The sequence below is a fragment of the Halorubrum sp. Ea8 genome, from assembly GCF_002252925.1.
GTDB lineage: Archaea > Halobacteriota > Halobacteria > Halobacteriales > Haloferacaceae > Halorubrum.
In genome coordinates this window covers 1-23,141 of record NZ_NHPF01000089.1, presented here as the reverse complement: position 1 = coordinate 23,141, position 23,141 = coordinate 1, and the positions used below count along the sequence as shown (strand labels likewise).

27 protein-coding genes are annotated in these 23,141 nt (G+C 69.8%); 17 read left to right on the top strand and 10 right to left on the bottom strand.

The genetic code is table 11. The features are described from left to right. Positions 1–29 precede the first annotated feature (29 nt). Both DJ74_RS09690 and DJ74_RS09685 read left to right on the top strand, forming a co-directional pair. A complete protein-coding gene (locus tag DJ74_RS09690) occupies positions 30–380 on the top strand; it encodes a hypothetical protein (protein WP_094527120.1) in 351 nt (116 codons plus the stop codon). A 41-nt stretch (positions 381–421) separates the two neighbouring features. Next, on the top strand, positions 422–790 hold the full coding sequence (locus tag DJ74_RS09685; protein ID WP_094527119.1) for a hypothetical protein: 369 nt from the start codon (positions 422–424) through the stop codon (positions 788–790). A gap of 46 nt (positions 791–836) precedes the next feature. Here DJ74_RS09685 and DJ74_RS09680 read toward each other — a convergent pair whose 3' ends face one another. The 4 genes from DJ74_RS09680 to DJ74_RS09665 all read right to left on the bottom strand — a co-directional run bounded on the left by DJ74_RS09680 (position 837) and on the right by DJ74_RS09665 (position 3,359). Beyond that, entirely contained in the window at positions 837–1,190 is a 354-nt protein-coding gene (locus DJ74_RS09680; RefSeq protein ID WP_094522185.1) for an AzlD domain-containing protein, read from the bottom strand. After that, the gene (locus DJ74_RS09675) at positions 1,187–1,816 is read right to left on the bottom strand and encodes an AzlC family ABC transporter permease (protein ID WP_094522194.1); all 630 of its coding nucleotides are present in this window, start codon (positions 1,814–1,816) and stop codon (positions 1,187–1,189) included. Before DJ74_RS09675 ends, DJ74_RS09680 begins: the two co-directional genes overlap by 4 nt. A 113-nt stretch (positions 1,817–1,929) precedes the next feature. Next, positions 1,930–2,772: an RNA methyltransferase gene (locus tag DJ74_RS09670; protein ID WP_094522184.1), complete on the bottom strand. Its 843-nt coding sequence runs from the start codon at positions 2,770–2,772 to the stop codon at positions 1,930–1,932. Further along, positions 2,769–3,359: a hypothetical protein gene (locus DJ74_RS09665; RefSeq protein WP_094527118.1), complete on the bottom strand. Its 591-nt coding sequence runs from the start codon at positions 3,357–3,359 to the stop codon at positions 2,769–2,771. Before DJ74_RS09665 ends, DJ74_RS09670 begins: the two co-directional genes overlap by 4 nt. Before the next feature lie 158 nt (positions 3,360–3,517). On the opposite strand from DJ74_RS09665, the gene DJ74_RS09660 reads away from it, so the two are divergent. After that, positions 3,518–4,120, top strand: a complete 603-nt coding sequence (locus tag DJ74_RS09660; protein WP_094527117.1) for a DUF192 domain-containing protein — start codon at positions 3,518–3,520, stop codon at positions 4,118–4,120. Between the two features lie 6 nt (positions 4,121–4,126). Here DJ74_RS09660 and DJ74_RS09655 read toward each other — a convergent pair whose 3' ends face one another. Next, complete coding sequence (locus tag DJ74_RS09655; RefSeq protein WP_094527116.1) at positions 4,127–4,357, bottom strand: hypothetical protein; 231 nt, start codon at positions 4,355–4,357, stop codon at positions 4,127–4,129. Positions 4,358–4,499: 142 nt separating this feature from the next. On the opposite strand from DJ74_RS09655, the gene folP reads away from it, so the two are divergent. Together folP and DJ74_RS09645 are read left to right on the top strand one after the other, a co-directional pair. After that, positions 4,500–5,729 (top strand): dihydropteroate synthase, encoded by a 1,230-nt coding sequence (gene folP, locus DJ74_RS09650; protein ID WP_094527115.1) that lies wholly within the window; start codon positions 4,500–4,502, stop codon positions 5,727–5,729. Between the two features lie 174 nt (positions 5,730–5,903). Next, on the top strand, positions 5,904–6,608 hold the full coding sequence (locus DJ74_RS09645; protein WP_094522179.1) for a 6-hydroxymethylpterin diphosphokinase MptE-like protein: 705 nt from the start codon (positions 5,904–5,906) through the stop codon (positions 6,606–6,608). Here DJ74_RS09645 and DJ74_RS09640 read toward each other — a convergent pair. Next, positions 6,605–7,390: a creatininase family protein gene (locus DJ74_RS09640; protein WP_094527114.1), complete on the bottom strand. Its 786-nt coding sequence runs from the start codon at positions 7,388–7,390 to the stop codon at positions 6,605–6,607. The genes DJ74_RS09645 and DJ74_RS09640 overlap by 4 nt on opposite strands. A gap of 178 nt (positions 7,391–7,568) precedes the next feature. Here DJ74_RS09640 and DJ74_RS09635 point away from each other — a divergent pair, with 178 nt between their 5' ends. From DJ74_RS09635 to DJ74_RS09600, 8 genes are all read left to right on the top strand, one after another. Beyond that, positions 7,569–7,976, top strand: a complete 408-nt coding sequence (locus DJ74_RS09635) for a nascent polypeptide-associated complex protein (protein WP_094522177.1) — start codon at positions 7,569–7,571, stop codon at positions 7,974–7,976. A 10-nt stretch (positions 7,977–7,986) separates the two neighbouring features. Beyond that, on the top strand, positions 7,987–8,727 hold the full coding sequence (locus tag DJ74_RS09630; RefSeq protein ID WP_094527113.1) for a tRNA (adenine-N1)-methyltransferase: 741 nt from the start codon (positions 7,987–7,989) through the stop codon (positions 8,725–8,727). Positions 8,728–8,768: 41 nt separating this feature from the next. After that, positions 8,769–9,905 (top strand): DUF5821 family protein, encoded by a 1,137-nt coding sequence (locus DJ74_RS09625; RefSeq protein WP_094527112.1) that lies wholly within the window; start codon positions 8,769–8,771, stop codon positions 9,903–9,905. A 73-nt stretch (positions 9,906–9,978) separates the two neighbouring features. Further along, entirely contained in the window at positions 9,979–11,100 is a 1,122-nt protein-coding gene (locus DJ74_RS09620; RefSeq protein ID WP_094527111.1) for a pyridoxal phosphate-dependent aminotransferase, read from the top strand. A gap of 144 nt (positions 11,101–11,244) precedes the next feature. Then, the gene (locus DJ74_RS09615) at positions 11,245–12,447 is read left to right on the top strand and encodes a methionine adenosyltransferase (protein WP_094527110.1); all 1,203 of its coding nucleotides are present in this window, start codon (positions 11,245–11,247) and stop codon (positions 12,445–12,447) included. A 79-nt stretch (positions 12,448–12,526) separates the two neighbouring features. Continuing rightward, entirely contained in the window at positions 12,527–12,979 is a 453-nt protein-coding gene (locus DJ74_RS09610; protein ID WP_094527109.1) for a DUF5804 family protein, read from the top strand. 69 nt (positions 12,980–13,048) lie between these two features. Next, positions 13,049–13,480 (top strand): hypothetical protein, encoded by a 432-nt coding sequence (locus tag DJ74_RS09605; protein ID WP_094527108.1) that lies wholly within the window; start codon positions 13,049–13,051, stop codon positions 13,478–13,480. A gap of 87 nt (positions 13,481–13,567) precedes the next feature. Beyond that, entirely contained in the window at positions 13,568–14,311 is a 744-nt protein-coding gene (locus DJ74_RS09600) for a ThuA domain-containing protein (protein WP_094527107.1), read from the top strand. A gap of 38 nt (positions 14,312–14,349) precedes the next feature. Here DJ74_RS09600 and DJ74_RS09595 read toward each other — a convergent pair whose 3' ends face one another. Further along, positions 14,350–15,018 carry a helix-turn-helix domain-containing protein gene (locus DJ74_RS09595; protein ID WP_094522170.1) on the bottom strand — a complete coding sequence of 223 codons (669 nt, stop codon included), beginning with the start codon at positions 15,016–15,018 and terminating at the stop codon, positions 14,350–14,352. 84 nt (positions 15,019–15,102) lie between these two features. Between DJ74_RS09595 and DJ74_RS09590 the strand changes: the two genes are divergently transcribed. Next, on the top strand, positions 15,103–16,758 hold the full coding sequence (locus tag DJ74_RS09590) for an NADH-quinone oxidoreductase subunit D (RefSeq protein WP_094522169.1): 1,656 nt from the start codon (positions 15,103–15,105) through the stop codon (positions 16,756–16,758). 221 nt (positions 16,759–16,979) lie between these two features. On the opposite strand, the gene DJ74_RS09585 is transcribed toward DJ74_RS09590, so the two are convergent. The 3 genes from DJ74_RS09585 to pyrB form a co-directional block, all read right to left on the bottom strand. After that, the gene (locus DJ74_RS09585; RefSeq protein WP_094522168.1) at positions 16,980–17,840 is read right to left on the bottom strand and encodes a hypothetical protein; all 861 of its coding nucleotides are present in this window, start codon (positions 17,838–17,840) and stop codon (positions 16,980–16,982) included. A 274-nt stretch (positions 17,841–18,114) separates the two neighbouring features. Further along, the gene (pyrI, locus tag DJ74_RS09580) at positions 18,115–18,573 is read right to left on the bottom strand and encodes an aspartate carbamoyltransferase regulatory subunit (protein ID WP_094522167.1); all 459 of its coding nucleotides are present in this window, start codon (positions 18,571–18,573) and stop codon (positions 18,115–18,117) included. Then, positions 18,570–19,511 carry an aspartate carbamoyltransferase gene (gene pyrB / locus DJ74_RS09575; protein ID WP_094527106.1) on the bottom strand — a complete coding sequence of 314 codons (942 nt, stop codon included), beginning with the start codon at positions 19,509–19,511 and terminating at the stop codon, positions 18,570–18,572. Before pyrB ends, pyrI begins: the two co-directional genes overlap by 4 nt. 361 nt (positions 19,512–19,872) lie before the next feature. On the opposite strand from pyrB, the gene DJ74_RS19180 reads away from it, so the two are divergent. The 3 genes from DJ74_RS19180 to DJ74_RS09560 form a co-directional block, all read left to right on the top strand. Continuing rightward, positions 19,873–21,909 carry a hypothetical protein gene (locus DJ74_RS19180; protein ID WP_094527105.1) on the top strand — a complete coding sequence of 679 codons (2,037 nt, stop codon included), beginning with the start codon at positions 19,873–19,875 and terminating at the stop codon, positions 21,907–21,909. Between the two features lie 74 nt (positions 21,910–21,983). Then, on the top strand, positions 21,984–22,301 hold the full coding sequence (locus tag DJ74_RS09565; RefSeq protein ID WP_094527104.1) for an ASCH domain-containing protein: 318 nt from the start codon (positions 21,984–21,986) through the stop codon (positions 22,299–22,301). 86 nt (positions 22,302–22,387) lie between these two features. Then, on the top strand, positions 22,388–23,141 hold a 754-nt coding region (locus tag DJ74_RS09560; protein WP_141212694.1), incomplete at its 3' end, for a TIGR00366 family protein.

The window sequence follows — 23,141 nt, the reverse complement described above, 5'->3', positions numbered from 1 at the left end:
TTTAGTGTCCCGGGCCGGTAGCGGGGCGCATGGCGCACGACCCGCTCTCGCCCTCCGAGGCCCTCCGCACCCGACTCGGGACGGCCGCCGCGACCGTGGCCCTCCTGACGTTCGTCTACTCGGTCTTGATTCTCGGGCAGATCCTGCTCGGCCTCATCGTCGCGTTCGGACTCACGTTCGGAGCGTACCTCAGTTACCGCACGTTCGCCGTCCTCGACTCGGTCGCCGACGCCGCTCAGCGGTTCGCCGCGGTCAGGGAGCGCGAGGCCGAGCGGGGATCCCGCTTCGGCCGCGCGACCGATCGCGACGAGTCGGCCGGTGACGGCCTCGGAGACCGCGAGGCGTCTTCGCCCGATCGACTCACCGATCGCGATCGGTAGCGGCGGCCCTTTTAAGTCCTAAGCCGTCCATTCCGCCCGGCATGAACGCCCGTCCCCTCGCGGCGCTCGGCGTCGCGATCACTACGTTCCTCGTCGTCGCCGCCCTTATCACCGAGGCGCTCGCCGCCCAGATCGCGTTCTCGGCGATCGTCGGGCTGCCGGTCGGCATCGCGGCCGGGATCGTCACCGGAGCCGCGACGCGGACGCGGCTCTGGCGCTCGCCGCGGGCGCGACCGGCTCTGCTCGGGATCGCCGCCTTCGGGTACGCGATCCTCGCCGTCGCCGCCGTCTCGTACGCCGTGCCGCCCGCTCGCGGGCTCGTGAGCGTCGCGACCGCGGTCCCGTTCGCCGCGGTCTGCGCCGTCGCGGCCGCCCTTCTCGCGCGGCGTTATCCGGAGCGGATCCGATAAGAGCGCCGGGCGGCGTCCGGGCCGACGGGCGGCCGGGTCGTGCGCCTCACGCGAAGACGACGAACCGAAACAGCCACAGCACGCCCATCCCGACCGCGATCGTCGCGAACACGTTCTCCGTCCGCCACGCGACGACGCCCGCGACGGCGCCCGCGATCAGCCGCTCGTCGAGGAGGGTCGCGGCGACGGAGGGGCGCAGCGTCACCAGATCGGGGAGCACGAGCGCGGCGAGCACCGCGGGCGGGACGTACCGCAGTGGGCGTTTTACCCGGGCGGGCACCTCGTCGATCCGGCCGAACAGGTGGATGAAGGAGAGCCGGAACCCGTAGGTGGCGATCCCGATGAGGAGGATGGCGACCCAGACGCGCGGGGAGCCCGTGCCGAGGGGCGCGCCGGTCACGCCTCGACCACCTCCGTCGCGAGGCCGACGGCGATCCCCGTGACCGCGCCGACGAGCAGTCCGAGGTTCAGCGGGAGGCCGGCCGCGACGACGGCGACCGCGCCGGCCGCGACGCCGGCGGCGGTCGTCGGCCGGTCCTTCATCGCGGGGACGAGCAGCGCGAGGAAGACGAGCGGCACCGCGAACGTGAGCCCCCACGCGTCGGGGACGCCGGCGCCGACCACGACGCCGACGACCGTGCCGATCTGCCAGACGACCCACAGCGACGCGGCCGCGCCGAGGTAGTACCGCCAGCGGCTCCGGGCGGAGTTCTCCTCGAACTCCGCGACCGAGATGGCGTACGCCTGGTCGGTGAGCACGTACGCGAGGCCGGCCCGGAGCCGGCGCCCGTACTCGGCGAAGTACGGCGCGATTGAGGCCGAGTACATCACCATCCGGACGTTGATCACGACCGCCGTCCCGACGACGACCGCGAGGGGGGCGTTCGATCCGAGGAGGTCCAGCGCGGCGAGCTGGGAGGCGCCGGCGAACACGATCACGGACATGCCGACCGCCTCCGCCAGCCCGAGGCCGGCGTCGACGGCGGCGATGCCCGCGACGAGCGCGAACGGGACGATACCGAGCATGAGCGGCGACACGTCGCGCACGCCGGCCCAGAGGTCGCCGGCGGCGTCGCCGCCGGCCGCGTCGCCGTCGACGGTGTCGCCCTCGACGTCGTCGGTGAGCTCTCCCTCCACGGTCACTCCCGGGGGTAGACCGGCTCGTCGTACTTCGCGGCGAGGTGATCCGCGTGCTCCAGCTTCGCGTTCGCCTTGCGGAACGTGCCGAGCAGCGAGTGGACCTCCCGTTCGGTCGGGTGCGCGCGCCCGAGTAGCCGGCGCATCAGCAGCGCGTTCTTCTCGCGGACGTGCTCGCGCTGGCCGGTCGCCGCGAGGAAGTCGCCGAAGAACTCGTGGAAGCGCTCCACGTCGCCCTCGGGGGCCCGCGTGACCGCCGTGTCCGGGAGCTGCGTCTCGTCGACGGTGAGCTCGCGGAGCTCGTACAGCAGCACGGTCGCGGCCTGTCCGAGGTTCAGCACGGGGTAGTCGTCGTCCGCGGGGATCGAGCACACCTCGTCGAGCCGCGAGAGCTCCTCGTTGTTGAGCCCGCGGCCCTCGCGACCGAACACGATCGCGGTCGGCGCGTCGACGGCCCGCAGCGACTCCCGGAGCTCGGCCGGCGTCTTGAACGGGAACCGCTCGTGGCTCCGGTCGTCCTCGCCGGTGATCGCGGTGGTGCCGACCGTGTGGTAGTTCGCCACGACCTCGTCGAACGTGACCGTGTCCGCGTTCGGAAGCACGTCCTCGCGGGCGTGGCCGGCGAAGCCGTACGCCTCGCCGTCCTCCGTCAGCTCCGGCGGGTCGACCAGCTTGAGGTCCGAGAGGCCGAAGTTCTTCATTGCCCGAGCGATGGTGCCGACGTTGCCGGGCGTCTCCGGCTCGACGACGACGACCACCGGCTCGCGGCGGGTGGATTGAGCGCGGTCGTCGCTCTCGGCACCGGCGTCGCCCTCGGCCACCGCGTCCTCGTCCGCGCCGCTCATCGGTTCGACGGGTAGTCGGTCGAGAGGTCGACGTCCTCGAACTCGTCTTCGTCCAGTTCGTCGTCGGCGTCCCCCTCGTCGTCTTTCCCGGCGAGTTCGAGGATGTCGATCCGGTCGCCCTCGAAGTCCTGCTCGACGCGTTCTTGGATCTCCTCTTGATCCGGCAGGTCCGGGAGCCCGTCGGGGTCCTCCTCGACGTGCTCGACGGAGCCGTACCCGTCCGGGGCCTCGTTGCCGGCCGCGACCCACTCGTGGAAGCGGTCGCCGAACTCCAGGCCGCCGGCGTGCTCGCTCCCGCCCGCTTCGCGGTACCAGTAGATCAGTTCGGGCTCGTGTTCGGGGCAGAGCAGCACCTCGCCGTTGGGCTCCCCGTAGACGATCTCGGCCTGGTTACAGCGGTGGATCTCGCTTTCGCCGTGTTCGAGGTAACAGACGTCGCACGGCTCCTCGACGAGCGAGACGAGCCTGAAGAGCCGCTCTCGGGGCCCTTCGGGGATCTCGTCGAGCGGCTTGAGCTCGCCGTCGTCGGTGAATATCTCCTCCTCGTCGAACCGCCATCCGCGGAGGCCGACGCTCACTTTCGCCATGCGAGCGCCTAGACGAGGCGCGGATAAAAGCGCGTCCTTCCCGGGACGAGCGCGTCGTTCCGGCCTCGGCGCCCAGGCGCGGGACCGCTCGACGACGCGCTCGAACGCTCGCCGTTCCCGCCGCGGGGCATATACGCGAGCGACTCGTACCCCGCCCGATGCGACGCCGGGACCTGCTGGCCGCGATGGGCGCCGGCTCGGTCGGGGGATTCGCCGGCTGTGCCGGCGTCGGACCGACCGCGAGCGACGGGGAAGCCGACGGCGAGCGCGACGGGAACGCCGACGACAGCGACGGGAAGGCCGACGAGAGCGACGGGGACGGCGACGGCGCGGATCGGGCCGCCGAGTGGCCGTCCGGCGCCTACGCCGACTACGACGTGACTCTCGTCGAGGCCCGCACCCCCGACGGCGACCGCCTCGGGAGGGTGACCGCCGCGATCGCCGAGACGGGCGAGCAGCGGTTCCTCGGCCTCAGCGACGCCGAGACGCTCCCCGAGGACGCCGGCATGCTGTTCGTCTTCCCGGCGCCGCGGGAGGACCTGACGTTCGTGATGCGCGAGATGTCGTTCGGGATCGACATCGTCTACGCCGACGCCGAGGGGACGATCGTCGAGATCCACAACGCGCCGGAACCGGGACCGAACGAGGACGGGAGCGAGCAGACGTATCCGGGGTCCGGCCGGTACGTGCTGGAAGTCCCGTATAAGTGGACCGACCGAAACGGCGTCGCGGTCGGGGACGTCTTGACGTTCGAGCTGTGACCCCGCTCAGCGAGACCGCTCGCTCATCGCCGGCTCGATCGACTTCAGTTCCGACGTTCGAGCGACGTTCACCGCGAGCACGACACTCATCACGGCGAACAGCGCCACGAGCGAGAGGGCGAAGACGGTCACCCCGACCGTCATGACCAGTTGGCTCCCGAGCAGTTCGCCCCCCATCGTCGCGAGGAGGGCGACTATCGCGAGTCCGAGCAGTCGATCTTCGGATTTCGTGTCCATACGCGTGCTTCGTGCCGAAGGGCAATAACGCGTGTCCGACGGCTGCCGCCATGTCTCACACTGACACGTGTCTCCGCTCGCTTGCGACCCGTTGCCATCCCTCACTCGCCCCGTTTATGATGCTCGCGCCCGTGGTACTGTTATGCGAACTGTGGACGCCGCGGGACTCGGAATCGGCGACGATCACCCGCCCCGGATCATGGGCGTGCTCAACGTCTCCTCGGAGTCGCCGTACGACCCGAGCGTGTACGACGACCCGGGCGAGGCGGCCGAGTACGTCGACGAAGAGCTGATCGGGGAGGGTGCAGACATCGTCGACGTAGGACTGGAGTCCGCCAACAAGGACCTCGACGTGCTCTCGGCCGACCAGGAGCTTGACCGGCTCGACACCGCGGTCGAGACGATGGAGTCGACCTCCGGCGACGCCGTCTGGTCGATCGAGACCCGGTATCACGAGGTCGCTGACGAGGCGCTCTCGCGCGGCTTCGACATGGTCAACGACATCTGCGGGTTCGCCGACCCCGAGATGCCTCGCGTCTGCCGCGAGCACGACGCCGCCGTCTCGAAGATGGCCTCGCCGCCGGACCTGGAGCGCCCGGGCGCCATCGAGGACGTCGACGACATCTACGAGGCGCTCTCGATGAACGGCCTCACCGACAAGACGATCCTCGACCCCGCCTTCGGCGGATGGTCCGAGGCGAAGACCCACGCCGACGACCGCGAGACGCTCCGCCGCTTACGGGAGTTCAGAGGGTACGGCCGGCCGCTGCTCGTCTCGATCAACCGCAAGAGCTTCTTGAAAACGATCGCCGGCCGGACCACCGAGGAGGCGCTCCCCGTCTCGCTGGCGGCCACGTCGATGGCGGTCGAGCGCGGCGCGCACGTGATCCGCACGCACGACGTCGCGGAGACCCGCGACGCGGCGCTCGTCGGCGCCGAGTTCGCCCGGGACCGAGTCCGGTCGGGACGCGACGCCGGCGACGTCGCCGTCGAGGAACTCGACGTGACGACCGCGCGGGAGGCGGAGCGCCACCTCGACCGGCTCGGCGCCGACCCCGCCGCCGCGGGCGACGCGGCCGTTCGAACGTACGAACTCGACGGCCTCCCGGAGCCGGCCGTCGGGGCGCTCCGGGCCGCGACCGCGGGAGCCGAGGGCGTCGACGGAGCGGTCTTCGCGCTCCCGGCCGCGGCCGACGCCGCCGCCGCCCCGCACTCCGCGACCGACGGCGGCGTACCCGACGCCGACGGGACCGGATCCACGGGACTTCTGATCTGTACGCCGACCGCGCTCTCGGCGGTCACGGCCGCGGTTTCCGGCGTGTCAGTCGCGCTCGATACCGCGCTCGAAACGATAGACGCCGGCTGGAAGTAAGAGAAAGTTTATGCCGTCGTGCAGACAACCGATCGACCGGACGCCGGAGGGGCACGCGGGTAGGGGTACTCTGTGCTACTCCGGCCCATACCATATTCCACCCCGCCAGCGGCGGCGCTGCGCGGCGCCGGGGCGGGCCGACCGATCCGCCCGCCCGAACACGGGGGAGCGAGCGTGAACTTCGAGACGTTCGAGCCGGTCTACGAGGCGATCCTCGCGGACTTCGGCTTCGAGCGGGCCGACGACGAGCGCGCCCGCGACGTCGCCGCCGGGCTGGCGACCCCCTTCCCGCTCGACCGCCTCGGCGACTGGCGCGGCGCGACGGTCGCGGTCGCCGGCGCGGCGCCGAGACTCGCCGACGACGTCGACCTCGCCCGCGGCGCCGACGTCGTCGTCGCCGCCTCGACCGCCGCCGACGTCCTCCGGGAGCGGGGCGTCGCGGTCGACTGCATGGTGACCGACCTCGACAAGAACCCGGAGACGGCGGCCGCGTTGACGCGCGAGGGCGTGCCGGTCGCCGCCCACGCCCACGGTGACAACCTCCCCGCGGTCCGGAAGTGGCTCCCTCGGTTCGACGACGAGTGGACGCTGGCGACGACGCAGGCGGCGCCGACGGGAGTCGTCGTCAACACCGGCGGATTCACCGACGGCGACCGCGCCGCCTTCCTCGCCGACCACGTCGGTGCCGGCCGTCTGGTCTTTCCGGGGTGGGAGTTCGACGACCCGGACGTCGGCCCGATGAAGGCGCGGAAGCTGGACTGGGCCGCTCGCCTGCTGCGGTGGCTCGAACGTCGTCGCGGCGAGCAGTTCGACGTTCTCGACGGACGGCGGGAGGAGGCGGACGCCGCGCTCGACTCGGTGCTGCCCGGCCGCGACTAGTACGGCGACGACTCGACGCGGGCTTTCGGCAGTAGCTCCTCGCGGTCGCGCGCCTCCAGCCACTCCACGAGCCGTACGAGCTGGTCGGTCGCCGCCTCGAACAGCCGCGCCGCCTTCTCGGGCGTCACGTCGGTCGGGTCGCCGAAGGCGCCGTTCGCGGAGTTGTCGACCGAGTCGAAGAACGTCCGGGTGCCGTGGACCATCGCGTCCGACTCCTCGAGGTGGACGAGCCCGTCGTCGCGGGCGTTCTCGAACTGGTCCTCGCGGACGAGCTCGGGGGCGATGTGGGTGATCATGGCGGTCTCCTTCGGCCCCGCGTGCGGGCCGTTGTGCTCGAACAGCTCGTCGACGAGCTCCGGGATCGACTCGTCCCACATCCACTCCAACGCGTACGTCGTCCCGTCCTCGTGGAGTCGGCGCGCGACCTCGCGGAGGTGCTGGACGTTGCCGCCGTGGGCGTTCACGTAGACGACCCGGTCGATCCCGTGGTACGCGAGGTTGCGGGTGAACCCCTCGACGTAGTCCCGGAACTCCGGCGGGTCGACCCACATCGTCCCCGGGAACTGCCGGTGGTGCGGGCTGACGCCCACGTCGACCGTCGGCGTGCGGACGACGCCGGTCTCCTCGGCGGCCGCGCTCGCGAGCGCCTCGGCGATGAGGTGGTCGGTCGCGAGCGGGAGGTGCGGGCCGTGCTGTTCGGTGGAGCCGAGGGGAACGAGCGCCACGGACTCGTCCGACAGCTTCGCCCCGAGCTCCGGCCAGGTCCGGTCGGCGAGATACATACCCGCAGGTGGTGTTCGGGACGTATGAACCCAGTCGTCCCGGCGCCGTTCGCCGTCTCGTGTGCGGCCCCCGCGGCGGCCGGCTCGGCGTCCGCCGCGACGGCCGCGGTCCGCCGGTCGAGGAGGGGGTCGTCCCGTGTCGCCACCCTTTTTGTGTCGTCCGGCCGAACTCGCTGGTATGTTCGGAGGAGGCGGCATGAACCCGCGGAAGATGAAACAGATGATGAAACAGATGGGGATCGACGTCGAGGAGCTCGACGCCGAGCGGGTCGTCATCGAGACGGCCGACGGCGACCTCGTCTTCGACGGCGCCCAAGTCACCAAGATGGACGCGCAGGGCCAGGAGACCTACCAGATCGTCGGCTCCCCGGAAGAGGTCGCCGACGCGGGCGCGGGCGGCCCCTCGGCGGTCGAGGGCGGATCCGCCAGCGCGGCCGACGAGACCGACGAGGCCGCCGACGTCGGTATCCCCGACGAGGACGTGGCGCTGGTCGCCGAGCGCGCGGGCGTCCCGCAGTCGACGGCCCGCGAGGCGCTCGAGGACAACGACGGCGACCTCGCCGCCGCCATCGCGGAGCTGGAGTGACCGGTTCGGCGTGACCGACGCCGCGTACCTCCTCGTTCACGAGGACCGGGAGTACCTGCTAGAGCCCGGCGAGGAGTTCGGCACCGACCTCGGCGTGCTCGAGGTCCCCGAAGACGTCGAGGGCGGCGACACGGTCGAGACGCACCTCGGCACCGCCTTCGCGGTCCGCGAGCTCCGCGGGCCGGACCTGTTCAACCACCTCGAACGCACCGGCGCCCCGATGATGCCCCGCGACGTGGGGCTCGTGATGGGCCACACCGGTGCGTCTGGCGGCGACCGCGTCCTCGACGCCGGCACCGGGACGGGGATCCTCGCCGCCTACCTCGGCCGGGCCGGCGCCGACGTGACCACCTACGAGATCGACGCCGAGTTCGCCGACGTCGCCCGCGCCAACATGGCGACCGCGGGGGTCGCCGACCGCGTCGATGTCCGCACCGGCGACCTCACCGAGGAGCTGGACGACCTCGCCGAGGGCGAGCCGTTCGACGCGCTCACGCTCGACACCGGGGACGCGCCGGCCGTCGTCGAGCGCGCCGACGAACTGCTCGTCTCCGGCGGCTGTCTCGCCGTCTACTCCCCGTTCGTCGAGGGTACCCGCGAGGCGGCCCTCGCCGCTCGTGATGTCGGTCTCGACGGTATCGAGACGCTGGAGACGATCCAGCGCGAGATGGACTTCTCGGAGCGCGGCTCGCGCCCCTCCACCGCGGGCGTCGGCCACACCGGCTACCTCGTCTTCGCGCGAGCGCCCTGAGCCGGCGCAACGTTCTTTCCGGTCCCGACGCACCGGTCCGTATGGCTCCCTCGACGGGCGGCGACGGCGCCGCCGCCGGCGACGACAGCGCCGCCGCCGCCACCGGCGGCGACCCCCCGACCGAGCCATCCGAGGTCGCCGTCGCGATCGACGAGTACGGCGACGCGCTCGCGGGCTCGATCGAGTCGGCGCTCGCGGGGCGGTCCGGCGTCGTCGCCGTCGGCGTCCCGCTCGGGCTCCTTCCGTCTGTCCTCGCGGCTCGGAGCCGAACCGCCGACGGCGAGCCGTGGCGGGTCGCCTGTCGCCCCGGCGCGGTCGACGCGCTCGAGAGGGCGTTCGTCCTCGGCACCGCCGTGGCCGAGTCGGTCACGGAGGGATCGATCGAGTTGCGGACGCTCACCGGCGAGGCCGTCTCCGCCGGCGACGCCTCGGCGGCCGAAACCGCACCGCGTTCGCTCGTGTTCGCGACGCCGGACCGCGTCGACGCCGTCGCCGGCCCCCGCGCGGACCGGACGCTCGTCTCCGAGACGGGCGACGCGACCGCCGCCGCGCGCGGCGCCGCATCGGCTCGGTTCGAGGCGGCGGCGCCCGCGCCCGTCGGGATGCCCTCGCGTACCCGGCTGCTGGCCGCGGCGCGCGGAGTCCTCGACGACCGCTTCGCGGACGACGTCGCCGCGGTCCTCGACGCGCTCGACTACGGGGCGGTCGGCCGAGTCGGGACCGTCACGGATCGGGCCCTGTTCGTCGCGCTGGCGGCCCGACACGACCATCTGTTCCGGGACCTCCGCCGATGGATCGACGGCGAGTGGAGCGCCGGTGAGTGGAGCACCGGCGACGAATCCGGGAGCGCCGGAAACGAACCCGGAAGCGCCGGGATCGGCGCCGACGGGGTCGGTCCCGACGGCGGCCGCGTCGCGATCGCGCCCGGTCAGGAGCTCACGGACGACCGCCGGGCGCTCGTGGAGCGGAAGCTGATCGAGTCGATCAAGATGCCGATGGGGCCGGGGCGCCCCCAGTTCCGTCTCAGGGCGGTCGACGAGGCGCTCCTCCGGGCCGAGCCGACCGAGGTGCTCAGCGTGCTCCGCGGGCGGTTCGCGCTCCCGCTCGACGAGGACGGCACGCTCTACCGCGGTCCCGGCGAGGAGAGCCGTCGACCGGTGTGGGACCGGCGGCGGTGACCGCCGGCCGCGCCTCCCCGTCGAGAGCGCGGACGTGACAAGAACTAACTCCCGGCGGCGCCCCCGAACGGATATGCCGAACTTCTCCGACAGGGTCGAGCGGATCTCCATCAGCGGGATCCGCGAGGTGTTCGAGGCGGCCGGCGACGACGCGATCAACCTCGGGCTCGGACAGCCCGACTTCCCGACGCCGGCGCACGCGCGTCGGGCGGCCGTCGACGCGATCGAGGACGGGAAGGCGGACGCCTACACAGAGAACAAGGGGATCCGGTCGCTCCGGGAGGCGATCGCGGAGAAGCACCGGGGGGACCAGGGGATCGACTTAGACCCCGCGAACGTGATCGCCACCGCGGGCGGGAGCGAGGCGCTCCACGTCGCGATGGAGGCGCACGTGAGCGCTGGCGACGAGGTCGTGATCCCGGACCCGGGGTTCGTCTCCTACGACGCCCTCACGAAGCTCGCGGGCGGCGAGCCCGTCCCCGCGCCGCTGCGCGACGACCTCACGATCGACCCGGCCGCGATCGAGGCGGCGATCACCGACGACACCGCCGCGTTCGTGGTGAACTCGCCCGGCAACCCCACCGGCGCGGTATCCTCCGAGGCGGACGTGTGCGAGTTCGCGCGGATCGCGGACGAGCACGACGTGCTCTGTATCTCCGACGAGGTGTACGAGTACACCGTCTTCGACGGCGAGCACTACTCGCCGATGGAGTTCGCGGAGACGGACAGCGTCGTCGTCGTCAACTCCGCCTCGAAGCTGTTCTCGATGACGGGCTGGCGGCTCGGCTGGGTGTACGGCTCGGACGAGCGCGTGGAGCGCATGCTGCGCGTCCACCAGTACGCGCAGGCCTGCGCGTCGGCCCCGGCCCAGTACGCGGCCGAGGGCGCGCTGCGCGGCGACCGCGGGATCGTCGACGAGATGACGGCCTCCTTCGAGCGCCGCCGCGACCTACTCCTGGAGGGGTTCGACGAGATCGGCCTCGACTGCCCGACCCCGCAGGGCGCCTTCTACGCGATGCCACGCGTTCCCGAGGGGTTCGTCGACGAGTGCATCGACCGCGGGGTGATCGTCGTCCCGGGCGAGGCGTTCGGCGAACACGGCCGCGGCCACGCCCGGATCTCGTACGCGACCGACGAGAGCGAACTCCGCGAGGCGCTGGACGCGATGGGCGAGGCGTACGAGGCGGTCCGCTGAGCGCCGACGAGAGAGCGCGGTCGCTCGGTCGGACGGCCGGGGGCGAAGTAGCGTCAACATCTGCCAAACAATTACCTCGAAGCATTACCCGGGCGCGGGAGGTTTCCGCAAGTTATACTGCGACCCACGGAGTACCGAGAGGTAATGGACCGGAACATTCAGGTCAGCCGCCTCGACCGGCGGGCCGTCGAGGACCAGGAGGTCGAGATCGTCGAGCGGAAGGGTATCGGACACCCTGACTCGATCTGCGACGGCGTCGCGGAGTCGGTGTCGCGGGCGCTCTCGCAGCTCTACTTGGACCGCGTCGGCAAGGTGCTCCACTACAACACGGACGAGACGCAGCTCGTCGCCGGCCGCGCCGCCCCCGCGTACGGCGGCGGCGAGGTCGTCGAGCCGATCTACCTGCTCATCGTCGGCCGCGCCACGAAGGAGTACGAGGGCGAGCAGCTCCCCGTCGACTCGACCGCGCTGGCGGCCGCCCGCGACTACCTCGCCGAGGCCATCCCGGAGTTGGAGTACGGAACGGACGTCGTCGTCGACGTCAAACTCGGTGAGGGCTCGGGCGACCTCCAGGACGTCTTCGGCGAGGAGACCCAGCAGGTGCCGATGGCGAACGACACCTCCTTCGGCGTCGGTCACGCCCCGCTCACGGAGACGGAGACGATCGTCCACGAGGCCGAGCGAGCGCTCAACGGCCGGTATCACGACGAGCACCCCGAGCTCGGCCCCGACGTGAAGATCATGGGCAAGCGCGAGGGCGACCGGATCGACATCACGGTCGCGGCCGCGATGGTCGACCGGTACGTGGACGGGCTGGACGCGTACGACGACGCCGTCAACGACGTGCGCGAGTTCGTCACCGGGCTCGCTCAGGACCACACCGACCGCGAGGTCCACGTCGACGTGAACACCGCCGACGACTACGACGAGGGGTCGGTGTACCTCACCGTCACCGGCACCTCGGCCGAGCAGGGCGACGACGGGTCAGTCGGGCGCGGGAACCGCGCGAACGGGCTCATCACTCCGAACCGGCCGATGTCGATGGAGGCGACCTCCGGCAAGAACCCCGTCAACCACATCGGGAAGATATACAACCTCCTGTCGACGCGGATCGCCGAGTCGGTCACCGACGAGGTCGACGGGATCCGCGACCTGCAGGTGCGCCTGCTCTCGCAGATCGGCCGCCCGATCGACGAGCCGCACGTCGCCGACGCGCAGCTCGTCACCGAGGAGGGGGTCGCGCTCGGCGACATCGAGGCGGAGGTCCTGACGATCGTCGACCGAGAACTGGCCGACGTCACCGACGTGACCCGGAGCGTCATCGACGGCGACGTCTCGACGTTCTGAGCGGCGGGACCGGAGGGTCGCTCCGCCTCGCCCCCCGACGACCGCAACCGATTTGAGGAGCCGGCGAGACCGATAGCGTGTGACGCGGGTGTGTCTCCTCGGCGATCCGGACGTCAACCTCACCTACGAGCTGCTGTCTCGCGAGACCGCCAGGGACGCGCTCGCGACGTACGACATCGAGGAGCCGTTCGCGAACAGCCTCGCCGTCGACACCGTGAGCCTCGGCGCCGCGGTCGCGCTGTTGAACGACCTCAACTGGTACCTCGTGCGCTTCGTCGACGAGGCGCTCGTCCGCGAGCCGTCGATTTCGACCGACGAGTGGCTCTCCCGCGGCCTCGCCCGCGAGGTCCGCGACGGCGCCGTCCCGCCCGAGGAGACCGACCAGCGCCTGAAGCTGTTCGGACTCGTGGACGGCCGGCCGGTCGAGCCGCTGTACGTCCGCCGGAAACAGGGCGAGACGCCCGAGTACGACCTCCGCGACGTGGAGGAGACGGTCGTCGTCCGGGTGAGCGAGTCCGAGTTCTCGGGGTAGCCGAAATCGACTTCCCCCTCCCCTCGCCCGGCGGAAGTTATAATTTAGTTAATCAGAATAAGCCGATCGATGGCCTCCGGAAACGCACTGGTCCTCGTCCCGATCCTGTGGGTCGTCGTGCTGGTGGGTTGGGCACCACTGCTGCTGTCCGAGCGCCTGCGCGACCTCTGTAGCCGGTGGCCGACCGGTCGGGTCGGCCTGAACTACCCGTTCCTCGTCGCGGTCGTCGTCTGCACCCATACCGCGGGATTTCTCGAGGTCGGCGTTCGGTTGCCCGCCGGCAGTCCGACGTTGCCGGCGTGGGCGTTCGGATCGACGCTTCTCGTCGCGGTCGGCGGCTGGCTGGCCGTCGCGGTCGTCCTCCCGGCGGTCCGCGACGTACGCCTCCCGGACGGGAGCCGACTCCTCCTCGCGGGCGGCGCCGCGTGGTACGGCGTGCTGGTCGCCGTCGCGTTCGCGGTGTTGGCCCTGGCGCTGTTCGTGCTGTTCTTTCCGGGGTGACGGCCGGCGACGAATGCTCACCCTCGGACCGCAGGTGCGACCGGTTCGGATACGATCCTACAAGTCGATTCGGGGAGCAGGAACGATATGGCACGCGTCACGGTCTGGAACGAGTACCGCCACGAGCGCGAGAGCGACGTCGTCGCCGACCTCTACCCCGACGGGATCCACGCGGTTCTCGCGGAGGTCTTCGAGGAGGCGGGCCACGACGTCCGCACCGCTACCCTCGACGAGGGCCCCGACCACGGGCTCACCGAGGAGGTCTTAACCGACACCGACGTGCTCACGTGGTGGGGCCACGCCGCCCACGACGAGGTGCGCGACGAGGTCGTCGACCGCGTTCACGAGCGCGTGCTCGACGGGATGGGACTCCTCGTGCTCCACTCCGCGCACTACTCGAAGATTTTCAAGCGGCTCATGGGCACCAGCTGTTCGCTGAAGTGGCGGGAGGCCGCCGAGACGGAGCGGCTCTGGACGATCGAGCCGGGCCATCCGATCGCCGACGGGATCGGCGAGTACATCGAGGTCGAGGAGGCGGAGATGTACGGCGAGCGGTTCGATATCCCGGCGCCCGACACGCTCGTCTTCAACTCCTGGTTCGCCGGCGGCGAGACGTTCCGCTCCGGCTGCTGTTACCGCCGCGGCAGCGGGAAGGTGTTCTACTTCCGCCCGGGCCACGAGACGTATCCGGTCTACTACAACGACGACGTCCGGCGGGTGCTCCGGAACGCGGTCGACTGGGCGGAACCGGGCGACGGTCCGAACCCGGAGTTCGGCAACGCCGACTCGATCGAAGCGATCGACACGAGCGACGACCGGACGGTTCACTAGCGGCGGTACGCGGGCCGCTCACACGCGGTCTCTCGGCCTCACGGCACGTCGCGAAGCTCCATGAACGCGGTCATCACGGCCGATTCGGCCTTCCTGAGGTGTTCCGACGCAGTGCTCGGAGCGGCGTCGATCCGCTCGGCGACCGCCTCGACGGTCGCCCTCCGCGGGGACTCGTAGTAGCCGCACTCCACGGCGGCCGCGAGGGCGTCGAACTGCCGGTCGGTCAGTCCCGGGTCGAAGAGGTCCTGCCGCCAGTCGTACTCGCCGATCCGGAGGACCGTGGTCTCGATCCGGTCGGGGAGATCCGCGAGCGCGTCGCCTAGCGGCCCCTGTGTCCCGATGAGCGTCAGCCGAGCGACCCCGTTCGGGCGGAAGTCGACCGGGGGGACGACGACCACGCCGGTCCGCTGGAGCGGGCCGAACATCGCCTCGTCGACCGCGTCGCGTCGCTGCGTGAGAAAGACGTAGTGGCCCGTCTCGTCGATCCGGGTGACCTCGAACTCCCGGATCCGGTCGACTGACCGAAGAGCGTCGGTGTACACGTCGATGTCGCCCTCCACGTAGAACAGGAACGTGTCGTCCGGTTCGTCGAGGACCGTTCCGTGGAGGAGCACGTCCCGATCCACCGCGTCCGACTCGTCGATCAGCCGGTGTATCGGATGGATGAGGTCAGGCGGATATCTGAGTTCGATCCGGAGATACTTCACGCCAGGCGATGGCGACGGTGAGGTTATAAAAACCCGCACTGAGCCGGCAGAAGCGTCGGGTCCTCCGGCCGCGTTCGTTGGAGTATGTCGACCGACGCGCTGACCGAACGGAAGGACGCCGACGCGGAGGGTGACCCGTTCTCGTCGATCCGTGAACTGGTCACGGCACGCGAGACGCACCTGAACGCGCCCGCCGCTCGGATTCGCCCGGACGCGGTTCAAGCGGCGCTCTCGAGGCTGAAATCGGAAGCCGGATTCGACCACCTCGCCTGCGTCACCGCGCAGGAGTACGAGAACCGGTACGAGTCGATCTACCACCTCCGATCGTTCGATGACCCGACTCGGGAGGTCGGCGTCGTCGTCCCCGCAGACAAGGACGACCCGGTCTCTGAGTCGGCCGAGCCCGTGTTCCGCACCGCCGACTGGCACGAGCGGGAGGCGTACGACCTCGTCGGGATCCGGTACGACGACCACCCCGACCACCGGCGGATCCTCCTGCCCGAGACGTGGCAGGGCCACCCCCTCTCGATGGGGTACGACCAGGACCGCCCGCAGATCGCGGCGCTGTCCGAGAACGAGCCCGTCGAACCCGGATCGTCCGCGGCGACCGGGAGCGACACGATGCTCCTTAACATCGGACCGCACCACCCGGCGACCCACGGCGTCCTCCACCTGCAAGTCACGCTCGACGGGGAGGACGTCGTCGGCGTGGAGCCGGACATCGGCTACATCCATCGCTGCGAGGAGCAGATGGCCCAGTCCGGGACGTACCGCCATCAGATCATGCCGTACCCCGACCGCTGGGACTGGGGCGGTGGCGGCCTGCTGAACGAGTGGGCGTACGCCCGCGCGGCCGAGGACCTCGCCGATATCGAGGTGCCGGAGTACGCGCAGGTCATCCGGACGATGGGCGCCGAGTGCAGCCGGATCCTCTCGCACATGCTGGCGATGGGCGCGTACGCGCTCGACGTGATCGGCGACTTCACCGCGACGTTCATGTACGCGATCCAGGAGCGCGAACGGGTCCAGGACGTCTTAGAGGACCTGACGGGCCAGCGGCTGATGTTCAACTACTTCCGGCTCGGCGGCGTCGCCTGGGACCTCCCCGAACCCCGCGAGGAGTTCTTCTCGACGGTGCGGACGTTCCTCGACGGCCTCCCGCGTCGGCTGGAGGAGTACCACGACCTCCTCACTCGCAACGAGATCCTCCAGTTGCGCACGGTCGACACCGGCGTTCTCCCCCCGGAGGTCGCGAAGGAGTACGGCTGCACGGGGCCCGTGCTCCGCGGGTCGGGCGTCGACTACGACCTGCGCCGCGACGACCCGTACGGCTACTACGACGACCTCGACTGGGATGTCGTCACCGAAGACGGCTGCGACAACTACAGTCGCCTGCTCGTCCGGATGCGCGAGGTCGAGGAGTCCGCGAAGATCGTCGAGCAGTGCGTCGACCTGCTCGAGGACTGGCCAGAAGACGAGCGGACGGTTCAGGCGAACGTGCCCCGCACGCTCCGACCGGACGACGACACGGAGATCTATCGCGCTGTCGAGGCCGCCAAGGGCGAGCTCGGCATCTACATTCGCGCGGACGGCACCGACGAGCCCGCCCGCTTCAAGATCCGCGGGCCCTCCTTCTCGAACCTCCAAGCGCTTCCCGAGATGGCCGACGGCGAGGCGATTCCGGACCTGATCGCGTCGCTGGGGAGCTTAGACACGATCATGGGCGAAGTCGACCGGTGAGTCGCCGCTGTCTCGGACGAGCCGGCGGCTCACGACTGTAGGGCGACCGCCGCTACGGCGCGGACGTTGAAAGGCGACCGCCTCGCGCGAACGCGAGACGACCGGTGTGTCGCACGCCGGCGGCCGGTCGAGTAGGGGTCGGCCGTGACGGTATATAAACCCTCCTTCACAGAGCCGCCGGGACGAGGCGCTCGCGAGGCGCCCCCGAATCGCCGTCGCGATCAGTCCGGCCGGTGGACCTCGCCGTCGCGTCCGTCCGCGTCTTTCCGGCGGAGCGCGGCGGCCGCGTTGTTGGCGTCGTACCCGAAGAAGACGTCCTTCGCGTACGTCTCGGCGACCTCGGTCGCGTGGATCAGGTCGTCGACGGCGACGTCGACCGCGTACAGCTCCAGCGAGAACGGCGTCTCCGGCGGCGCGCCGTGGACGTCGTAGTCGCCGCCGAGCCGCGTCCGGAAGCCGCGGGCGATCGCCTCCAGCCAGTAGGTCGTCGCGTACTCGGTGTCGTACAGCGGGACGACGAACTCGTCGACGTGGTCGGCGAGTCGATCGAGGTCCAGGCCGGCGCGCGCTCTGAGGTGGCCTGGATACGGGTCGGGGTACAGCGTGAGCAGCACGCGGCCGGGGACCAGTTCGGCGGCGTCGGCGACGAACCCGGTGATGACGTCGGCGCGCCAGTCGCTCCAGCGCTCGCGGTCGCTCTCGGCGAACAGCCGCTCGCAGCGGTCGCAGCGACAGAACCCCTCGCGCGGGAACCCCACGTCGTCGAGGCGCACGTCGTCGCTCTCGGCGGCGCAGTCCTCGATTATCTCCAGCAGACCCTCGCGGTACTCCGGGTGCGTCGGGCAGATGTACGCCCAGTCGAAGTAGTCGCGGTCGCGGGTCGCCGGCTCGCCGCGCTCGTCGACGGGGACGAGGTCCGGGTTCTCGCCGGCAGCGGCGTTGTCTCCGAAACACGACACCATGTTCACCGCGTTCGGGAGCGGCGCGGCCGACCGCCCCGTGACGTCTTTCACCTCGTAGAAGCCGAGGTCGAACGGCTCCATCTCGACCTCGTCGGCGTTGCGCGTGACGACCCCGTACATACCCGTCGCTACGCGATTGCGGGGTAAAAACGGCGGGCATCCGCCCGCGGGGATCGGTCGGAGTCGGTGCGCGGTCGCGCCGCTCGCTATTCGACGGTCACCGGCTCCTTGTCGCCGGCGAACAGGAAGTACGCGAGCGTGACGAGCGACAGGACCAGAACGAGCTTCAGTTTCTTGCTCATGTCCGACGCATCGAGCGGCGGGCGCTAAAACCTACCGGAGCGTCGGACGGGCCGGGTGGCCGACGGCCGAAAACCACCCCACCTCGCTCGGGTCAGACGTCGATGTGGTCGGCGATGTCGGCGCGCAGGATCGTCGAGCAGTAGTCGCAGCGGACGCCGTCGGCGACGACGTCGAACCGGGTGTCGACCGGCTCGTCGGCGTTCGTGATGCAGTTCCGGTTCGGACACGAGAGCACGCCGGTCACCGTGTCGGGACGCGTCACGCGGTTCTTCTCGACGACCTCGAAGTCCCGGACGATGTTGATCGTCGCCTCGGGGGCGATGAGCGAGAGCACGTCGACCTCGGACTGCGAGAGCTCCCGTTCCTCGACCTTCACGATGTCCTTGCGGCCGAGCCGGTCAGAGGGGACGTTCATCCCGACGGAGACGCCGAACCCCTCGGAGCCGTCGATCCCGAGGATCGCCAGCACGTTGAGCGCCTGCCCGCCCTCGACGTGGTCGATCACGGTCCCGTCGCGGATCTTCGAGACGCGGAGCTCGTGGTCGCTCATCGGCCCACCTCCGTTCCCTCGGCGGCCTCCGCGTTCTGCATGAGGGTATCGAGCAGCGCCATCCGCACCGGGATCCCGTTGTGCGCCTGTTCGAAGTAGCGAGCGTGGTCCGTCTCGTCGACGTCGGGCGCGATCTCGTCGACGCGCGGGAGCGGGTGCATGACGGTGAGGTCGTCGGCGGCGTCTTCGAGCGTCTCGGCGTCGATCTGGTACTCGCCGGCGACGCGGTGGTACTCGTTCTCGTCGGGGAACCGCTCTTTCTGGATCCGGGTGACGTACAGCACGTCGAGCTCGCCGAGCACGGTCTCGAGGTCGGTGTGCTCGCGCACCTGCGCGCCGGTCTCGTGGAGGTCGAACCGGACCGACCGCGGGAGCCGCAGCGACTCGGGGCTGATGAAGTGCTGGTTGGCGTCGAACTCCGTGAGCGCGGCCGCCAGCGAGTGGACCGTGCGGCCGTACTTCAGGTCGCCCATGATCCCGACCGTGAGGTCGTCGAGCCCGTGGTTCTCGCGGATGGTGTGGAGGTCGAGGAGCGTCTGTGAGGGGTGTTGGCCGGCGCCGTCGCCGGCGTTGACGACGGGGACGGAGACGTGCTCGGCGGCCAGCTTCGCGGCGCCCTCGCTCGGGTGCCGGAGGACGAGCGCGTCGGCGTAGCCCTCGATGACGCGGACGGTGTCGGAGAGCGACTCTCCCTTCGACACCGACGAGGAGTCGACGTCGCCCATGTCGACGGTGTTCATGCCGAGCCGTTTGGCCGCGCTGTCGAAGCTCATCCGGGTCCGCGTGCTCGGCTCGAAGAAGCAGAGCGCGAGCACCCGCCCGGCGTGCCGGTCCGCGAAGGCGGCGGGGTCGTCGGCGACCTCCCGGGCCCGGTCGAGCACCGCCTCGATGTCATCCCGCGAGAGCTGTGTCGCGGTGATGAGGTGGTCCTGACGCATCGTCGGAGAAGGGGTTTGGCACGGTCTTGAATCCCTCGGCTCGGCCCGCCAATTCGGTGATCACGAAAGTGGACACCGCCGTCAGCGCCGGTTTCGAGATACGTAGTGTCGGCTCAGTTTCACGAATGCGCCGGTGTCTCACGTATCGTCGGGCGCTACGAATCGCACTGACCAATTCATTTCGGGATATTTTATTCTGCAATCATACTCTGAATATTTGTAAATAAATATAACGCTCGCTCAAATATTGCGCAAACCCAAACCATACAGAAGAGGTGTTTCAGCCGGAATAATTTCGTTTCTAAGCGACTGTAGTAATATGTTAAATATTAAATATGAATAGTCCTTGTAAATCGATGGCATGGGCTGCCCGTATCATTCGAACGGGAACGACGAGGAGGCGACGGACGGTCACGCCGACGACGTCAACGACGGTTCGAGCGTGTCGTCCGACAGGGGAATCGAGCGACGGTCGTTCATGAAGTCAGCGCTCGCGATCGGGGGAGCGAGCGCGCTGACGACCGCCACGGGACTGTACGGGACGCCGGAGACGGTCTCGGCCGAGGGGGGAGACCGGATCGGCGCCGAAGCACGGGACAACAGACAGCACGCGTGGGACGGCTTCGAGACGGACATCTCCGAGGGCGGCGTCACGGCCCATCCCTCTCACCACGTGACGCTACACTTGAATTACGTGCCCGGCAAGGAGGAGGAGCCGAGCGCCGCCGACCGAGCGACGGTTGAGGAGGTGCTCCGCGAGATCGAGCGCCACTTCGAGTGGGCCAGCGAGGGCGTCCTGTTCACCATCGGCTACTCGCCCGCCTACTTCGACCGGTTCGACGCGGACCTACCGAGGGGACTGAGTCCGAAGGGGAAGGTCGTCAAGCCGGGGCTGTTGCGGCCGAAGCAGCTCATCGATACCCCCGGCGTGACCCTCGACCACGAGGACCCCCACGCCGACGAGGCGGAGGTCTGTCTGCACCTCGCCAGCAACAACGCGCAGAATATCATGGCCGTCGAGGAGTTGCTCTGGGGGGGCGAAGCCGAGATGGACGGCGACACCGTCGAGTTCGACGCCACGTTCTCGGGCGTCCTCGAGACGGCCGGTAACGGGAGCGGCCGCCCGACCGAGTACCCTTATCGCCGGACCGGATTCGCCGGCCACGAGACGATCACCGAGGAGCTCGAGTCCGACACCGACTTCGACCCGGACCGCATCCCGGACGACCCGGAGGCGGAGCTGACGATGGGGTTCAACGATCTCTACCGCAACAGCATTCCCCGCGAGGACAACGCGACGATCTTCGAGGACCAGAACCTCGTCGTGCCGCACCCACCGGGTGCATTCGCACAGGGGACCATCCAGCACGTCTCGAAGCTCGACATCGACCTCGACCGCTTCTACGACGAGAACGACACAGAGGGCCGTCGCGAGCGCATGTTCTCGCCCGACCACACCGATGAGAACACCGGGACGGTCGGTGAGAACCTCGGAGACAGCAGCGCGCCGGGCGACACGCCGCTGCGGGAGCTGGGCGGCGAGACCGACAAGGCCGAGCAGACGGTCGACGATTACGACGACGCGGGCGTGGCCGGCCACGCGCAGAAGCTCTCCCGGGCCCGGTTCGACCTGGAGACGCGACTCACCGAGGAGGGGCGAGAGCGCCTGTCCGGGAGCGAGCGCGACGAGCTACTGCCGGCGGAGGAGCGCGACGACGACTTGGACGGCCACGACGGGAACCAGGAGGCGGAACAGGTGCTGCTCCGACGCGACGTCGCGACCACCGATCAAGAAACGCCCGGGAACCTCTTCATCTCTCTGATGCGGTTCAACCCGTACATGGCGTACATCCGGCAGGCGATGAACGGCGTCGCGTTCGACTCGAAGGCGTTCGGGCTGACCGGCGAGGACCGTATCGACGACGAGAAAATCGGCGCCGGCCCCGACAGCGGCATCGTCAACTATCTCGAGACGAAGGTTCGCGGGAACTACCTTGTGCCGCCGATCACGAACCGCGCGCTCCCGCACCCGCAAGGCGAGGAGGTCGACGTCTCGGTCAAGCGTGCCGGGGAGAACTACCGAGTGACCGTCGACGGAATCACGGCCGACGCTATCGAGGACGGCTCCGTGCGGTGCGGTTGGTTCTACGACGTGAACCGCGCGGGCGGCGCGGAGCCGCGGCAGGTCGTCCAGCGCGGTAATCGGACGACCTTCGTGTTCCCCGCGGACGGGACCGGCGTCGACACGGCGCCGGGCGGATCGGACGGCAGCGTTCGGGTCCGGTTCCTCGCGAAGCGGAGCGACACGGGTCGACCGGTTCGCGGGACGGCCGAGATCCTCCAGACAGCGAGCGGAAACGCCGGGCAGAAAGGGAAGAAGGGCCAGAAAAAGAGCTGACCGCGGAGTACTCTTGACGCCGAGCGGATCCCGCCGGCCACGCTTATAAACGGATCCGCGCCCAACGGGCGCACATGTCCGAGAACGACCCGGCCGACCTGCTCCCGAACGACCGCGTGAAGCAAGCCGCGCTCGACGGCGACGTGACCCAGCTCCACCGCGGGAATCAGTACGGCGACGAGGGCGACGTCTTCGAGATCGACGGCGTCGACTTCGAGCTGACCGAGGTCACCGAGCGCACCCTCGGCGACATGACCGACGCCGACGCGAAGCGAGAGGGGTCGCCCTCGCTGGAGGCGTACAAAGAGCGGATGGTCCGCGCGCACGGCGGGAACTTCGACTGGGACGACGACGCCGAGGTGGTCCGCCACCGGTTCGAGCGCGTCGAATGAACCCCCGCCTCCGCCCGGACCGTTCCGCGTGAGGCGGCGGTGCGGTATCCCATTATTTATACTGTAGGATGCTGGATACCATTCGCATGGCGGCAAGTGACGAGGCCGGGGTCGTCGAACGTATCGGATTCAGTATCTCAACGGTCGTGGAGCGATGGATGCCAAGTCCCTTCGTGTTTGCAATATTGTTGACGTATATCGTCTTCGCCGCCGGCCTCATCGCGACCGGATCGGGTGCCGTAGAGCTGTTGGATTTCTGGTACGGCGGCTTCTGGGCGTTCCTCGGGTTCTCGATGCAGATGGTGTTGATCCTGATGACCGGGTTCGTCATCGCGTATCACCCGCGGGTCAACGACCTCCTCCAGCGGCTCGCCGAGGTCCCTAACTCCGGGGCGCAGGCGGCGGCGTTCGTCGGCTTCATTTCGATGTCGCTGGCGTGGGTCCACTGGGGATTCAGCCTGATCATGGGCGCGATCTTCGCCCGCGAGATGGGGAAAGTCGCGCACCGGAAGGGGATCGACGTCCACTACCCGCTGTTGGCGGTCGCGGGCTACATGGGGCTCGGCCTGACGTGGCACTGGGGCATCTCCGGGTCCGCTCCCTTGCAGTTGACCGACGCGAACAACATCGGCGAGGGGACCGGCTTCGAGTTCCTCGCCTCGACCGTGCCCGCCGTCGAGACCATCTTCCACCCGTACGCGCTTACCCTCACCGCCCTCTCTATCGTCTTCGCGAGCGCGATGCTGTACGTTCTCGCTCCCTCCGGGAGCCGCGCGAAGGGGATCACGCACTACGTCGACGAGGCGGAGCTGTTCGACGGGGCCGCCGACGGCGGTCGCG

Bases quoted from the DNA above. Each gene is read 5' to 3' on its own strand.
- DJ74_RS09690 (WP_094527120.1), top strand. From the start codon at position 30: ATGGCGCACGACCCGCTCTCGCCCTCCGAGGCCCTCCGCACCCGACTC.
- DJ74_RS09685 (WP_094527119.1), top strand. From the start codon at position 422: ATGAACGCCCGTCCCCTCGCGGCGCTCGGCGTCGCGATCACTACGTTC.
- DJ74_RS09675 (WP_094522194.1), bottom strand. From the start codon at position 1,816: ATGCTCGGTATCGTCCCGTTCGCGCTCGTCGCGGGCATCGCCGCCGTC.
- DJ74_RS09670 (WP_094522184.1), bottom strand. From the start codon at position 2,772: ATGAGCGGCGCGGACGAGGACGCGGTGGCCGAGGGCGACGCCGGTGCC.
- DJ74_RS09665 (WP_094527118.1), bottom strand. From the start codon at position 3,359: ATGGCGAAAGTGAGCGTCGGCCTCCGCGGATGGCGGTTCGACGAGGAG.
- DJ74_RS09660 (WP_094527117.1), top strand. From the start codon at position 3,518: ATGCGACGCCGGGACCTGCTGGCCGCGATGGGCGCCGGCTCGGTCGGG.
- DJ74_RS09655 (WP_094527116.1), bottom strand. From the start codon at position 4,357: ATGGACACGAAATCCGAAGATCGACTGCTCGGACTCGCGATAGTCGCC.
- folP (WP_094527115.1), top strand. From the start codon at position 4,500: ATGCGAACTGTGGACGCCGCGGGACTCGGAATCGGCGACGATCACCCG.
- DJ74_RS09640 (WP_094527114.1), bottom strand. From the start codon at position 7,390: ATGTATCTCGCCGACCGGACCTGGCCGGAGCTCGGGGCGAAGCTGTCG.
- DJ74_RS09635 (WP_094522177.1), top strand. From the start codon at position 7,569: ATGTTCGGAGGAGGCGGCATGAACCCGCGGAAGATGAAACAGATGATG.
- DJ74_RS09625 (WP_094527112.1), top strand. From the start codon at position 8,769: ATGGCTCCCTCGACGGGCGGCGACGGCGCCGCCGCCGGCGACGACAGC.
- DJ74_RS09620 (WP_094527111.1), top strand. From the start codon at position 9,979: ATGCCGAACTTCTCCGACAGGGTCGAGCGGATCTCCATCAGCGGGATC.
- DJ74_RS09615 (WP_094527110.1), top strand. From the start codon at position 11,245: ATGGACCGGAACATTCAGGTCAGCCGCCTCGACCGGCGGGCCGTCGAG.
- DJ74_RS09605 (WP_094527108.1), top strand. From the start codon at position 13,049: ATGGCCTCCGGAAACGCACTGGTCCTCGTCCCGATCCTGTGGGTCGTC.
- DJ74_RS09600 (WP_094527107.1), top strand. From the start codon at position 13,568: ATGGCACGCGTCACGGTCTGGAACGAGTACCGCCACGAGCGCGAGAGC.
- DJ74_RS09590 (WP_094522169.1), top strand. From the start codon at position 15,103: ATGTCGACCGACGCGCTGACCGAACGGAAGGACGCCGACGCGGAGGGT.
- DJ74_RS09585 (WP_094522168.1), bottom strand. From the start codon at position 17,840: ATGTACGGGGTCGTCACGCGCAACGCCGACGAGGTCGAGATGGAGCCG.
- pyrI (WP_094522167.1), bottom strand. From the start codon at position 18,573: ATGAGCGACCACGAGCTCCGCGTCTCGAAGATCCGCGACGGGACCGTG.
- pyrB (WP_094527106.1), bottom strand. From the start codon at position 19,511: ATGCGTCAGGACCACCTCATCACCGCGACACAGCTCTCGCGGGATGAC.
- DJ74_RS19180 (WP_094527105.1), top strand. From the start codon at position 19,873: ATGGGCTGCCCGTATCATTCGAACGGGAACGACGAGGAGGCGACGGAC.
- DJ74_RS09565 (WP_094527104.1), top strand. From the start codon at position 21,984: ATGTCCGAGAACGACCCGGCCGACCTGCTCCCGAACGACCGCGTGAAG.